This is a genomic window from Pseudoalteromonas sp. MMG022, from assembly GCF_021654245.1.
GTDB classification, from domain to species: domain Bacteria; phylum Pseudomonadota; class Gammaproteobacteria; order Enterobacterales; family Alteromonadaceae; genus Pseudoalteromonas; species Pseudoalteromonas amylolytica.
Genome location: NZ_JAKFZQ010000020.1, coordinates 48,317 through 62,192, shown reverse-complemented (window position 1 = coordinate 62,192; position 13,876 = coordinate 48,317). Strand labels below are relative to the sequence as shown.

Here is a 13,876-nt window from a genome sequence, read left to right as displayed (position 1 = left end):
CAAAGGACACTGTCATGACAGTGCTAGCCAAGCTTTTGCTCAGCTATGCACACTTCGTTCAATATCACGGTTTGCGCGCGTTTGAAGAAGTTAAAATCTGTCGCCGTCGCGCTGGTATACGCGCCCATCATACGTGCCACAATTAAATCACCATTGGTAAGTTTTGGTAGCATAATGTGCTCGGCAACCACATCTATGCTGTCACAGGTTGGCCCAGCCAATACACTTGGGTAGCACAAGGTATCCTGATTCACCGTCACGATTGGATAATTAGCTTCATCAAACATTAACCCGCTGAATGAACCATAAATTCCATCATCCAAGTAGTACCAAATTTTGCCTTCACGCTCAGCCTGACCCATTACTGACGCAACACTCATCACCGCAGGAGCAACAATGAATCGCCCTGGTTCTGCAAGCACTTGCACAGTTTCGGGCAAACTCGCCAGTGCTGTGTTTATCGGCGCACAAAACTCATCAATTGGCGTGACCTGTTTTGCGTAACTCACAGGGAAGCCCCCACCAATATCAAGTGTGCTTAACGCAGGTAAACCCAATGCTACGACTGTTTCCATGACGATTTTGCAGGCTAAAATCGCATCCACATATTTTTGCGGGCTACTGGTTTGCGAGCCAACATGAAACGATAACCCTTTAATACGAATACCTAATTGCTTAGCTTTCGTAATAATGGTTATAGCCAGCTCTGGGCTACAACCAAACTTTTTCGATAAATCAGCAAATGCTTCGGCATTTCTAAAACTCAAGCGCACTAGCAGTTCAACTTCATCTTTGTAAGGGATAAACTTTTCCAGCTCGTTTAGGTTGTCTACCACAAATACGGTACATCCATATGCCAATGCATCACGAATATCACTGTCGCGCTTTATTGGGTGCGTGTGAATGGTTTTGTCAGCCGGTACACCTTGGCTGGCCACTAAGTCCACTTCACCACTGGTTGCTAAGTCAAAGCTGGCACCTTCTGCGAGCAAAGTACGCACAACCGCCTCATGAGGAAGAGGCTTAAGCGCAAAGTGTAACGTCACATTTGGCAGTGCAGCAGCAAGTGCACGGTATTGTTGACGTACCACGTCACAGTCTAAAAGTAATAAAGGGGCACCAAATTGAGCAACAGAAGCTTCAATAAGTTGTGTTTCTTCAGCGCTTAGAGCTGAAGGTGAAAAAGCAGAAAAATCCAACGCCGAGTTAGCCATATGAGCCTCCAAAAATAGAAACAAACTTTCCAAACTATTTCTTAGATAAGTCGAAAAGTTGAGCGTCAATAAGCGCGTATATACGCAGTCAAAGTCACTCTTGGATAGTTGCTCTATCGCCTTGCCACACTCGGGGTGTGATGTACTCGGATTGGCTATCATCAAGAAGCAGGTGGATATTAGTTGTAGTTTTTTTGCGGTGCAAGAATTATTTATAAAAAATTGAAATTATTTTTAAAGTTATTAGTTATCAATCATTTAAATGTTTGCCAGTGAACGCCTAAATGACCCTCAAGCTTAACCGAACTGTGCTACTAAGATAGACAATCCCCTTGTTGCCTTGCTAGTGTGTTTTACCCAATGTACCTCCATGAAAGGAAACGAACTTGAATAAAGTGGTTCTTATCACCGGCGCCAGTCGTGGTATAGGCGCAGCCAGTGCAATCAAACTCGCAACGCTTGGTTACAAGGTTGCTATCAATTACAAAGAGAACAGTCAGGCGGCTAATCAGGTTAAAGCACACATTCTCAACATGGGTGGTCAGGCAGCGACCTTTAAGGCAGATGTAAGCGATGAGAATGCGGTTGTACGCCTGTTTGAAGAGGTTGCAACTGAGCTGGGGGCGCTGAGTCACTTAGTCAATAATGTAGGCATACTCAAGTCACAGATGCGGGTTGAGCAGATGACCGCAAAGAGAATAAACTCAGTACTAATGCATAATGTGACGCCTTACTTTATTTGCGCTCGTGAGGCTATCAAGCACTTTAAAGCGCATCATGACACTAAGCGTTGTGCCATAGTGAATGTGTCATCGGCAGCCTCTAGGCTTGGCTCAGCCAATGAGTATGTTGACTATGCGGCATCCAAGGGGGCGATAGATTCGTTTACCACAGGGCTTTCTCTGGAGCTTGCACCTAGCGGTATTCGTGTTAACTGTGTACGTCCGGGTTGTATCTATACCGACATTCACCGAGATGGCGGCGAACCCGACAGAGTTGACCGCCTAGCATCATTGCTACCGCTTGGACGTGGTGGCACACCTGAGGAAGTTGCCAATGCCATTGCGTGGCTACTCAGTGAAGAGGCCAGCTACGTCACTGGCAGTTTCATTGAGTTAGCGGGTGGCAAGTAGCCACAGGGTTAAGACTTGGATAAAACTTTGTAATAGTAGCTGGTGGCATTTAGCTGACCTGTGGCGTCGGTGACAAAATAGGGGATCTCTCCCGCTTTTTGGTAACCAAGCGCGTGATAAAAAAGCTCTGACTTATCACCACTTTGTGTATCAAGCACCAGTAAACTAATGCCCTGTGTGGAGGCGTGTTGTTCAACATATCTCATTAGCATGCGCGCTCGTCCTTGTCGTTGCGCTGAAGGGGGCACTAACAGTTTTTCAACCTCAGCGCGGTGCGTACCATTTTGTTTGCGACAAGGTAGCAACTGTACGCAGCCTAGTAATGTTTGATTATCAAACGTGGCGAATAAACGGCGCTGCTTGAGTGCTAACTCGTTTTCGATACTATGCCAATATTGAGCTAACAAATCCGCTTGAGCAGGTTTATAAAAGCCAAGAGAGGCGTCATCATTAATACACGCACTTAGCAATTCAACGAGCTGAGGGAGTAGTGGGGTAATACAGGTCAGCTCCTTGACCTGTATGGGAGAGGTTTTCATACGTGCTGTAATCCCCTCAATGATTGCTCAATCTCTTGTAAGTGTTGTTCAAGCACTTGCTTGGTAGCCTCTAAGCGCTCACTTTGTTGTTTGGGCTTGGCTTGTGCAAGGCGAACTGCCCGATAAACTGAGCGCTTGGGCAGCACGTATTGATGTGCCGCTTCGGAAATTGACAACTGCTCGCTCAATACTTTGTGTACAGCCTCTAGCATCAGTGGGTGTTGTAGTGATAGCGTTCTCATACTTTTCTCCCTACACCCTTGACTGGGTGTTTCACATCGTGAATTTGCCAGATGCTAATGTCTAAATGCCACAATAAATACAGGGTTTGATATAAATCGATCATAAGAACCACCTTCGCTTGTTGTGATTGATGGTGATAGAGTAGGAAGAACTGTACCAACTTTTTATTTATATTAAAATCATGTGGTTACGTTTATTTGTGTGACAATAGGCGGCCTAATTGCACCAAAAGTGTGGTTGTTTCATGCTGATATGCACTAACGCGAGGCATTGGGTAAATAGAGTGGTTACTTGTCCTAAAGTAAATCCTGTTCAAAGCGACTGAACAAGTAAGACTTTATTCTGCTGATCGTGACACTCAGAACGAGCAGCGCAATCACAATCCAGATAGGCTTTTGACCATATTGGCTATAAAAACTATAACCGGATATCAGTTGCACATCCGTCTTTAGCACATCAGAGGTAAACTGAGCGATGGTATGTTGTTGCTCTAAAATTGGATCATATACGCCTGTTACCCCGTTATTGGTGGCTCGAATTAGCGGTCTTTGCAATTCAAGGGCACGCATGCGAGCTATTTGCATGTGCTGATGTGGGCCATGGGAGTCGCCAAACCATGCGTCATTACTAACCGTAAACAATATATCCGATCGTTCCGTAAAGTTGTCTCTGACCAATTCGCTAAACGCTATTTCGTAACAAATAGCAGGAAGAATATGTAAATCATTGGCAATGAGATTGTGCTGGATACGTTCACCACGGGTAAATGATGACATCGCTAAATCAAAAAGGGGAGCCAGTGGCCTAAGAATGTCTTCAAAGGGTACGAACTCACCAATGGGTAGCAGTTGATGTTTTTGATAGCGGTTGGTGTGTAAGTACTGATAATGCCCTTGTTCATCTTCTTTGTGTTTTTTACCAAGCACTATTAGAGAGTTGTAAACGGTTTTACTGTTTAACTGATAATCTGGAATACCTGTGATAAGGGCGGTGTTATTAAAAGCCGCGGCTTTGTCCAAATCTACTAAAAACGCGTTAGCGAAGTCTTCGATTTCAGGAATAGCCGCTTCAGGCCAAAGTACTAAGTCAACATCATGCCAGTGTGGGCGTGTCATATCTCGATATTTAGACATGGTAGGCCAGAACTGTTCGGGTTCCCAGCGAAGGCTTTGCTGAATATTACCCTGTACCAACAGGGTTGAAATGCTTTTGTCAGAGTGCTTAGGCTTATCCTGTAGCGCATCTGCACCGTATAACAGCAGTAAACAAGCAGCCATCACCATGATTGGCTTAGCGCTGCGCTGTTGCCAAATGTAGTAGATACAACCGCCAACTAATACGCATAGCAGTGTTAGACCAAACTCCCCAATTAATGGCGCTAGGGTATTTAATGGACTGTCTGTGAGTGTGTAGCCAAAGCTCAGCCACGGAAAACCAGTTAAGAGTTTGCCACGCAACCACTCGAAAATAGCAAAACCAACAATGAGTACAGCGACACGTTGCCATGGGGTATTAACAAATCGACTGGCGAGCATAAAGGCAAGTGTTGGGTAGAGCGCCAGATACGCGCACAACAAAGCCATCAATAATAAGGAAATAGGTAAAGGCAAACCACCGTATTGGGCGATAGAGACATGGACCCAGCTGATCCCCAAGGAAAACCAAGCAAAACCAAAGATAAAACCATATTTGGCCGCTTGTTTTGGGCTTGGCATGTCAGTTACATAACAGGCGATAGCAAGTGCAAAAAAAGTCAGTGGCCAAACATTAAAGGGGGCATAGGCAAAAGTAAGAGCGAGGCCTGCAAATAATGCTAGCCACGCTCTTTTGTCTTTGCACAAGGAAAGTAGGTTACTCAGCTTCGTCGTCGCCATCTTCAGTTTTTGGCACAGTTACTTGTAACTGAATAATGCGGCGGTTATCAGAATTAGTCACCTTAAATTGCAGAGGTTCAATGTCGATGGTTTCACCTCGGCTAGGCATATGCCCAAACGCATGGAGAATAATGCCACCAATTGTATCCGCTTCTTGGGTGTCGTAACCTGTTTTAAAGAACTCGTTAAACTCATCCAGCGGGGTTAAGGCCTGCACCATATACACATGCTTAGACAGCTGGCGAATATCCTGCTGTTCTTCATCATCGTCGTGTTCATCTTCGATTTCACCAACGATGATCTCAAGAATGTCTTCAATGGTTACTAAGCCCGACACACCACCATACTCGTCCACAACGATGGCCATATGGTAACGCTTTTGACGAAACTCATTAAGCAGTGTGTCTACACGCTTGCTTTCAGGCACGACGATCGCAGGTCGTAAGTACTCCCTAATTGCGGGTAGGTTTTCGTCCTTGTTCAAAATCAATGGCAGTAAATCTTTAGCCAGTAGGATGCCTTCAACATGGTCTTTATCTTCACAAATCACCGGAAAGCGCGAGTGAGATGATTCCACCATGGTTGGCAATTGTTGTTCTAGTGATTGATCTACGTCCAGCGTGATCATCTGTGAGCGTGGGATCATAATATCGCGCACTTTAAGCTCAGAGACGCCTAACACACCTTCCATCATATCCTTTGTCTCAGGGTCTATCAGACTTCGCTCCTGAGCATCAGCAATGACTTCTACCAACTCTTCTTTGTTTTGGGGTTCCCCTTGCAGCATCTGTGTGATGCGTCCCAACCAGGTTTTGCCAGAAGAACCCTGGCTACTCTGCGAGTTATCGTCGCTCATTGTCGTGTTTTACTCCATAAAATAACAAATTGGATAATGATGCTATTTGACCATTAAATAATTACAAATCATCGCGGTAGGGGTCACTGATCCCCAGCTGCGCTAAAAACTCTTTTTCTAGACTTTCCATTTCTTCGGCGTCTTTTTCATTTATATGGTCAAAACCAAGTAAATGCAAGCAACCGTGGATCACCATGTGGGCAAAGTGTTCGTGAAAGGGCTTTTCCTGCTCAATGGATTCTGCTTTAACAACCTGCGGGCAGATGATGAGATCGCCAACGAGCGGCAGCTCGATGCCCGCAGGGGCTTCGAATGGAAATGACAGCACATTGGTGGGCTTATTTTTGCCACGATACTGATGATTCAGCTCTTGGCTTTCTTTTTCATCTGCGATACGAATTGTCAGCTCGGCATGCTCCAGATAAGGAGACAACGCTTTATCGGCCCATAGTTCGAATTGTTGCTGTGAAGGTAAATCTGCAAATTCGCAGGCAATTTGTAGGTCTAGCTCAACGCTCATCAGTCTTGCTCTTTTTGTTGTTTGGCCTGTTTAAAGGCCTGCTCTTTGAGTGCCTTCTCTTTTCGCTCTGCTTCTTCTTTTTTCTCATACGCTTCTACGATACGTGCCACCACAGGGTGGCGTACCACATCATGTGATTTAAAGAAGTTAAATGAGATTTCATCCACATCGCTGAGCACTTCTATGGCATGACGCAACCCAGAACGCGCTCCACGCGGTAAGTCAATCTGCGTGATGTCACCCGTTATCACCGCTTTTGAGTTAAAGCCGATACGAGTCAGGAACATTTTCATTTGCTCGGTGGTGGTGTTCTGGCTTTCATCAAGGATAATAAATGCATCGTTGAGTGTACGTCCGCGCATGTAGGCCAACGGGGCTACTTCGATAACATTTTTTTCAATCAAACGCTCTACTTTTTCAAAGCCAAGCATTTCAAATAAGGCATCGTAAAGCGGACGCAAATAGGGGTCGATTTTTTGTGTTAAGTCACCAGGTAAAAAGCCTAACTTTTCACCCGCTTCTACAGCTGGGCGAGTCAGTAAAATACGGCGGATCTCCTGACGTTCCAGAGCATCAACGGCGGCCGCAACGGCCAGATAGGTTTTACCTGTACCAGCAGGACCAATACCAAAGCAAATGTCATGTGTTAGGATGTTTGCCACATACTGGCTTTGATTAGGGTTGCGTGGTTTCACTACGCCGCGACGTGTTTTTATGTAGACCTCTTGGTCCCAGACTGCGGGCGCGTCTTGTTCTAATACATTCGCTTCACTAATTGCCAAGTGAACATGGTCAGGTTCAATCTCGTTGACTTGGCCTCGAACAGGCTGAGTGTCAACATACAGAGACTTTAAAATATCCATAGCGGCTTTGGTTTGTACAGGCTTACCTGTCACTTTAAACCAATTATCACGATGGGCGACTTCTACCCCTAAGCGGCGCTCTATTTGTTTTATGTTTTCATCGAATGGACCACACAATGATGAAAGACGATTATTGTCGGCGGGTTCTAGGTAAAATTCAATATTTTTTAACTGACTACTCAAAATGGCTTCCTATAACAAGTACGCCAGCAAAGGCTGGCGTAATCAATCTGATTTATGGCGTAAACGTTGTTACACCTAACTCATCAGCTTCTGGCTCTAGCGGGGCACGATTTAATATATCAGCCGGTGCCACGTCCTTACGTAAGTTCATTTCTGATTCTGTACGAATTAACTCGCCACGTAAAGAGTTTGGTAATGCTTCTGTTATACGTACATCAACAAACTGACCGATCACAGAGTGTGGACCTTCAAAGTTAACCACTCGGTTATTTTCGGTACGACCACGCAGTTCCATTGGGTTTTTCTTCGATGGACCTTCAACCAGAATACGCTGCTCGGTATCAAACATTTTGCGGCTGATATCTTGTGCCATTTGGTTAATACGGTTTTGTAGGATGTACAAACGCTCTTTCTTTTCTTGCTCAGAGACATCATCCGGCAAATCAGCCGCAGGCGTACCAGGGCGCGCTGAGTAGATGAAGCTAAAGCTCATATCAAAGCCAATGTCATTAATAAGGTTCATTGTGGCTTCAAAATCAGTCGCCGTTTCACCTGGGAAACCAATGATGAAGTCTGACGACATGCTTAAGTTCGGGCGAATTTTACGCAACTTACGAATTGTTGATTTGTACTCAAGTGCAGTGTGGCCACGTTTCATTAGATTCAAAATGCGGTCAGAGCCACTTTGTACTGGCAAGTGTAAATGGTCAACTAGCTCAGGTACATCTGCGTAAGCTTCGATAATGTCTGGTGTAAACTCTACAGGATGAGACGTGGTATAACGAATACGGTCAATACCATCAATTGCCGCAACATAGCGCAATAAATCTGAGAAATAACAGGTTTCACCATCATGGGTTTCACCTCGGTAAGCATTTACGTTTTGACCAAGTAGGTTTACTTCACGCACGCCTTGCTCTGCAAGCTGAGCCACTTCAAGCAATACGTCATCAAGTGGACGGCTAACCTCTTCACCACGCGTGTAAGGAACCACACAGAAGGTACAATACTTAGAGCAACCTTCCATGATAGACACAAACGCGGTTGGGCCTTCAGCTTTTGGCTCTGGTAGTCTGTCAAATTTTTCAATTTCAGGGAAAGAAATATCAACGACAGCGCCTTGTTTGCTTTGTACTTGTTTGATCATTTCAGGCAAGCGATGCAGTGTTTGCGGGCCAAACACAATATCAACGAAAGGCGCACGTTGGCGAATTGTGTCACCTTCTTGCGATGCTACACAGCCACCAACACCGATTACCAAGTCAGGGTTATCATCTTTTAATAACTTCCAACGACCAAGTTGGTGGAATACTTTCTCTTGTGCCTTTTCACGAATTGAACAGGTATTGAGTAAGATAACGTCAGCTTGCTCGGCTTCTTCTGTTAGTTGATAGCCGTTAGTGGCATCCAGTAGATCAGCCATTTTCTGAGAGTCGTATTCATTCATCTGACAACCCCAGGTTTTAATATGCAACTTTTTACTCATTGAAATATTGCCTCGTTTTCAATTCGGATCTTATGCACAACGTCGCGCAATTCGTGGTTCGCTATGCAATAGCAAAGCTTAAAGGACGCGTATTTTATATGACCTAGGGTCACTAGCCAAGTATAGTTTTTAACTTTAAAAGACTGGATCAAGGTTGAGCGTATTGGCGTGATTACAAATGGGCAAACGGGTGTGACTTAAGATACAATTCTGGTGGTTCAAATTAGGTGAGGCAAAGTTATGAAAAATAAGGTGGTGATTGTCGGTGGCGGCATGGTTGGCGCAGCTGCTGCGGTGCAACTGGCTAAGCAAGGCGCGCAGGTTACTGTGCTTGAACACTCGCCAATAGATGCTCAAGCCGTGCTTGATGATCCACAGATTGATATTCGTGTTTCTGCAATCAATCGTTTTTCAGAATCCTTGCTAGAAAAGTTAGGGGCAATGCGGTTATTAAAAGCAACGCGAGTTGCGCCTTACTATCAACTTGAAGCCTATGAACAGCTGGGTAATAGCCTGTTATTTGATGCCGCAGATGTATCGCAAACTCATTTAGGCCACCTGATTGAAAATAAACTCATTCAGGCCAGTCTTTGGGCACAATTTGCCGAGAATGGGGTGGCAGTGGAAACCGTCGATACATTGCCCACGGCAATTGAACAAAATTTAGACTCCATTACATTGCATTATGCTGACAAAAGCTATCAGGCTGATTTACTGATTGCGGCCGATGGAGGTCGCTCGCCACTAAGAGCACTTGCCAATATCGGCGTGACGGGTTGGCAATACCAGCAAAGTTGTATGGGGGTGCTAATCAAATTAGATGCGCCACAGCAGTATAAAACTTGGCAGCAATTCAAACCCTCAGGGCCAATCGCTTTTTTACCCATGCGTGCGCCTTATGCAAACTTAATCTGGTATCAAGATGCACAAACGCTTGCAGCTATGTCTAATGAGCAGCTGAAGGAGCGGATTGTTGAGCACTTTTTTGAATTGCCTGGAGATTTTAGCGTAGAACAAAAAGCCATCTTTCCATTAGCAAGACAACATGCCAACCAATACAGCCAAGGTCGATTGGTACTTGTAGGAGATGCCGCTCATACCATAAATCCATTAGCAGGGCAGGGCGTAAACCTCGGTTTTAAAGATGTAGCAGCGCTGGCTGAGTGTTTAGAAGAGCTGGAAGATTTAGGAGACTCTAAAGCGCTTAAGCAATATGAGCGAAAACGTCGAGCTGATAACTTAGCTATGATGAGCATGATGGATGCGTGTTATTTTGGCTTTTCTAACGATATAACACCGCTAAAGGCGCTACGTAATGGTATTTTGAAGATAGCGGATCAGGCCGGCCCTCTAAAGCGCAAGGTGCTAGAACACGCTATGGGCTGGTAACTAACTGACAATTTGTCGATTTTTAAAGCGGGCGCAGGTCCGTTTTTGCTATCAACGGGTTGGTACTAAAATATTTAACGGACAATAAAAATAATAAGTAGGAAACTAAAGGGAATAATTAAGAAGAGAAAAAATAAGAAATAACCTGAATGGTGCGGAGGGAGAGACTTGAACTCTCACACCCGAAGATACTGGAACCTAAATCCAGCGCGTCTACCAATTCCGCCACCCCCGCATCACAGGATATGCTTAGAAGCATAAAGTTCAGTAGTTAAGCTACTAGCTTGCCTAATATCTTAGGCTTCGACTTCCGCTTTAATTGGTAGATTAAAGTGGCTGGAGTACCAGGATTTGAACCTGGGAATGGCGGGATCAAAACCCGCTGCCTTACCGCTTGGCGATACTCCAACAGTCGATTATTCAAATCTATCAATTTTACATCTTGAGAAGATGGTGCGGAGGGAGAGACTTGAACTCTCACACCCGAAGATACTGGAACCTAAATCCAGCGCGTCTACCAATTCCGCCACCCCCGCATGGCTGGAGTACCAGGATTTGAACCTGGGAATGGCGGGATCAAAACCCGCTGCCTTACCGCTTGGCGATACTCCAACAACGTTTACTTAATTCAAATCTTGTGTGGTCCCAGGATTTGAATCTGGGGGAAATGAGTGAGGGATCAAAACCTCTCTCTTTTGCCTTACCGCTTGGCGATACTCCAACAAAAAGGTTTGATTATTTTACTTCTAATCGAGAAGTTGGTGCGGAGGGAGAGACTTGAACTCTCACACCCGAAGATACTGGAACCTAAATCCAGCGCGTCTACCAATTCCGCCACCCCCGCATCACAGGATATGCCTAAAGGCATAATTTAAGTAGTTAAGCTACTAGCTTGCCATAGGTGTTCCTAAGGCTTCGATATACACTTTAATTGGTAGGTAAAGTGGCTGGAGTACCAGGATTTGAACCTGGGAATGGCGGGATCAAAACCCGCTGCCTTACCGCTTGGCGATACTCCAACAATCGAGAGTTCTATATTTAATGTTTTACATCTTTAAAAGATGGTGCGGAGGGAGAGACTTGAACTCTCACACCCGAAGATACTGGAACCTAAATCCAGCGCGTCTACCAATTCCGCCACCCCCGCACAAGGAGGTCGTGCTTTTTTACCACATTGCACTTTGTGGGAGTAAATGGTGGCTATGCCCTGATTTGAACAGGGGACCCCATCATTATGAGTGATGTGCTCTAACCAGCTGAGCTACATAGCCATTGGCTGGAGTACCAGGATTTGAACCTGGGAATGGCGGGATCAAAACCCGCTGCCTTACCGCTTGGCGATACTCCAACAACGTTTACTCAAACCAACTTAAAAAGTTGGTGCGGAGGGAGAGACTTGAACTCTCACACCCGAAGATACTGGAACCTAAATCCAGCGCGTCTACCAATTCCGCCACCCCCGCAGTTTGACCAGCTAAATCGATGAGTTTGGTAGTAATAAAAGCATGGTGGCTATGCCCTGATTTGAACAGGGGACCCCATCATTATGAGTGATGTGCTCTAACCAGCTGAGCTACATAGCCATCTTTTTTTATTTCCCATCATCGCTGATGCGGGGCGTATTATGCTGATATGCCCCAAACACGTCAACACCTTTTTTGCAAAAAACTGACTCAAAGCGTTTGTTTGCAGATTAAATAGCCGAATTGGTCATTGAAATGTCACTGTCCGCTGCTATTTTAATCGATTAATAAAAAAGTATGTTCTGCTGCGACAAGACCAATATGCAGCAACAAACAAAAAAGGGCCAGCAGGCCCTTTTAATATTTTATGGTGTCTTAAACATTAAATAAGAAGTTCATTACATCGCCATCTTTGACGATGTAATCTTTACCTTCTTGGCGGAATTTACCCGCATCTTTAGCACCACTTTCACCACGATATTGAATATAATCATCAAAGGCAATGGTTTGCGCGCGGATAAAGCCACGTTCAAAATCTGTATGGATCTTGCCAGCAGCTTGCGGAGCGGTAGCGCCAACAGGAATTGTCCAAGCGCGAACTTCCTTTACACCAGCGGTGAAGTAGGTCTGTAGTTTAAGTAGTTCATATCCACCACGGATCACTAGGTTTAGACCAGGCTCTTCAAGACCAAGATCTTCCATAAACTCCAGCTTGTCTTCATCTTCAAGTTCAGACAGCTCTGCTTCAATGGCAGCACAAACTGGGATCACAACAGCATCTTCGGCTGCCGCGATTTCGCGTACTTTATCTAAGTAAGGGTTATTTTCAAAACCGTCTTCGTTTACGTTAGCAATGTACATGGTTGGCTTAATTGTTAAGAAGTTTATTGGCTTAATAGCCTCATTCTCTTCTTTATCCAACTGTAGTGAACGCAGTGTTAAGCCTTCATCTAAGTGGGCTTTTACTTTCTCTAACACAACGTTCTGGAACTTGGCTTCTTTATCGCCACCTTTGGCTTTTTTGGCATTTCTTTGCATGGCGCGATCAGCGGCATCCATATCTGCCAGTACTAATTCAGTGTTGATAACGTCAATATCATCAGCTGGATCGATAGTGCCCGCTACGTGAACGATATTTTCGTTTTCAAAACAGCGTACTACATGACCAATAGCGTCCGTTTCACGAATGTTCGCTAGAAATTGGTTACCCAGACCTTCACCTTTAGAAGCCCCTTTAACTAGGCCGGCGATGTCAACGAATTCCATGGTTGTAGGCAAAATACGCTGAGGGTTCACGATCTCGGCTAATTGATTTAGGCGATTATCAGGAACCGGTACCACACCCGTATTTGGCTCGATAGTACAAAATGGAAAGTTTGCGGCTTCGATACCCGCTTTAGTTAATGCATTGAAAAGGGTAGATTTACCAACGTTAGGTAAACCAACAATGCCACATTTAAAACCCATAGTTTTGAACCCTAATTTGTCTCAGATAAACGCAATATAAATTTAGATCACGGCTTAAATGAATGTAGTCTGTTTTGTGCTTTTAACACACCGTCTTTTGCCAGTATTTCCATACAACGCACCGCTTCATCCACTGCTGCGTCAATTTTTTCCTGATCTTCTTTAGGCGCTTTACCAAGCACCCAGCCAGTCACTTTATCTTTGTGCCCAGGATGACCAATACCAATGCGTAAACGCAGAAATTCTTTATTGTTGGCCATTTTCGCGATGATGTCTTTTAGGCCATTATGACCACCATGCCCACCGCCTTTTTTAAGTTTGGCGATGCCAGGGTCTAGGTCCATTTCATCATGTGCAACGAGAATATCTTCAACTGGAATTTTATAAAAATTCGCTAAACTGCTCACGGACTTACCACTTAAATTCATATAGGTGGTAGGGATCAGAAGTTTGAATTCTTTATTATTTATAATGACTTTACCTGTCAGACCAAAGTGTTTGGTGTCAGGTTTTAATTGGCAGTTGTAGCGCTTGGCCAGTTCAAGAATGAACCATTCACCAGCATTGTGACGTGTGTTTTGATATTCGGGGCCTGGATTAGCCAGGCCCACAAGCATTTGAATATTATTCAAGGTGCTGACACCTT

12 protein-coding genes and 11 tRNA genes are annotated in these 13,876 nt (G+C 44.8%); 2 read left to right on the top strand and 21 right to left on the bottom strand.

Annotated elements, in window-relative coordinates; genetic code table 11:
- Positions 1–23 precede the first annotated feature (23 nt).
- On the bottom strand, positions 24–1,214 hold the full coding sequence (locus tag L1070_RS16335; RefSeq protein ID WP_237126338.1) for a type III PLP-dependent enzyme: 1,191 nt from the start codon (positions 1,212–1,214) through the stop codon (positions 24–26).
- Positions 1,215–1,600: 386 nt separating this feature from the next.
- On the opposite strand from L1070_RS16335, the gene L1070_RS16330 reads away from it, so the two are divergent.
- Entirely contained in the window at positions 1,601–2,347 is a 747-nt protein-coding gene (locus L1070_RS16330) for an SDR family oxidoreductase (RefSeq protein ID WP_237126337.1), read from the top strand.
- A gap of 8 nt (positions 2,348–2,355) precedes the next feature.
- Here the strand turns inward: L1070_RS16330 and L1070_RS16325 are convergent, their stop codons facing one another.
- The 7 genes from L1070_RS16325 to miaB all read right to left on the bottom strand — a co-directional run bounded on the left by L1070_RS16325 (position 2,356) and on the right by miaB (position 8,911).
- Entirely contained in the window at positions 2,356–2,886 is a 531-nt protein-coding gene (locus L1070_RS16325; protein ID WP_237126336.1) for a GNAT family N-acetyltransferase, read from the bottom strand.
- Positions 2,883–3,128: a helix-turn-helix domain-containing protein gene (locus tag L1070_RS16320; protein ID WP_070987338.1), complete on the bottom strand. Its 246-nt coding sequence runs from the start codon at positions 3,126–3,128 to the stop codon at positions 2,883–2,885. Before L1070_RS16320 ends, L1070_RS16325 begins: the two co-directional genes overlap by 4 nt.
- 297 nt (positions 3,129–3,425) lie before the next feature.
- Entirely contained in the window at positions 3,426–5,003 is a 1,578-nt protein-coding gene (lnt, locus tag L1070_RS16315; protein ID WP_237126335.1) for an apolipoprotein N-acyltransferase, read from the bottom strand.
- Positions 4,981–5,859 (bottom strand): CNNM family magnesium/cobalt transport protein CorC, encoded by an 879-nt coding sequence (gene corC, locus L1070_RS16310; protein ID WP_070987334.1) that lies wholly within the window; start codon positions 5,857–5,859, stop codon positions 4,981–4,983. Before corC ends, lnt begins: the two co-directional genes overlap by 23 nt.
- A 61-nt stretch (positions 5,860–5,920) precedes the next feature.
- Entirely contained in the window at positions 5,921–6,379 is a 459-nt protein-coding gene (ybeY, locus tag L1070_RS16305; RefSeq protein ID WP_237126334.1) for an rRNA maturation RNase YbeY, read from the bottom strand.
- Positions 6,379–7,425 carry a PhoH family protein gene (locus L1070_RS16300; RefSeq protein WP_070987330.1) on the bottom strand — a complete coding sequence of 349 codons (1,047 nt, stop codon included), beginning with the start codon at positions 7,423–7,425 and terminating at the stop codon, positions 6,379–6,381. The genes ybeY and L1070_RS16300 overlap by 1 nt, the downstream gene beginning before the upstream one ends.
- A 52-nt stretch (positions 7,426–7,477) precedes the next feature.
- A complete protein-coding gene (gene miaB, locus L1070_RS16295; protein ID WP_070987328.1) occupies positions 7,478–8,911 on the bottom strand; it encodes a tRNA (N6-isopentenyl adenosine(37)-C2)-methylthiotransferase MiaB in 1,434 nt (477 codons plus the stop codon).
- Positions 8,912–9,151: 240 nt separating this feature from the next.
- Between miaB and L1070_RS16290 the strand changes: the two genes are divergently transcribed.
- A complete protein-coding gene (locus tag L1070_RS16290) occupies positions 9,152–10,300 on the top strand; it encodes an FAD-dependent oxidoreductase (RefSeq protein ID WP_237126333.1) in 1,149 nt (382 codons plus the stop codon).
- Between the two features lie 150 nt (positions 10,301–10,450).
- Here the strand turns inward: L1070_RS16290 and L1070_RS16285 are convergent.
- The 13 genes from L1070_RS16285 to pth all read right to left on the bottom strand — a co-directional run bounded on the left by L1070_RS16285 (position 10,451) and on the right by pth (position 13,862).
- A tRNA-Leu gene (locus L1070_RS16285) sits at positions 10,451–10,535 on the bottom strand.
- A 98-nt stretch (positions 10,536–10,633) separates the two neighbouring features.
- Positions 10,634–10,708 (bottom strand) — tRNA-Gln (locus L1070_RS16280).
- A gap of 43 nt (positions 10,709–10,751) precedes the next feature.
- Positions 10,752–10,836, bottom strand: a tRNA-Leu gene (locus L1070_RS16275).
- 1 nt (position 10,837) lies between these two features.
- A tRNA-Gln gene (locus tag L1070_RS16270) sits at positions 10,838–10,912 on the bottom strand.
- A 147-nt stretch (positions 10,913–11,059) separates the two neighbouring features.
- Positions 11,060–11,144, bottom strand: a tRNA-Leu gene (locus L1070_RS16265).
- Between the two features lie 100 nt (positions 11,145–11,244).
- Positions 11,245–11,319 (bottom strand) — tRNA-Gln (locus L1070_RS16260).
- 43 nt (positions 11,320–11,362) lie between these two features.
- Positions 11,363–11,447 (bottom strand) — tRNA-Leu (locus L1070_RS16255).
- 47 nt (positions 11,448–11,494) lie between these two features.
- Positions 11,495–11,571, bottom strand: a tRNA-Met gene (locus L1070_RS16250).
- Between the two features lie 2 nt (positions 11,572–11,573).
- Positions 11,574–11,648: transfer RNA gene (locus tag L1070_RS16245), tRNA-Gln, on the bottom strand.
- Between the two features lie 30 nt (positions 11,649–11,678).
- Positions 11,679–11,763: transfer RNA gene (locus L1070_RS16240), tRNA-Leu, on the bottom strand.
- A gap of 43 nt (positions 11,764–11,806) precedes the next feature.
- A tRNA-Met gene (locus tag L1070_RS16235) sits at positions 11,807–11,883 on the bottom strand.
- Positions 11,884–12,138: 255 nt separating this feature from the next.
- Complete coding sequence (gene ychF / locus L1070_RS16230; protein WP_237126332.1) at positions 12,139–13,230, bottom strand: redox-regulated ATPase YchF; 1,092 nt, start codon at positions 13,228–13,230, stop codon at positions 12,139–12,141.
- 47 nt (positions 13,231–13,277) lie between these two features.
- Complete coding sequence (gene pth / locus L1070_RS16225; RefSeq protein ID WP_237126331.1) at positions 13,278–13,862, bottom strand: aminoacyl-tRNA hydrolase; 585 nt, start codon at positions 13,860–13,862, stop codon at positions 13,278–13,280.
- Between the last annotated feature and the right edge of the window lie 14 nt (positions 13,863–13,876).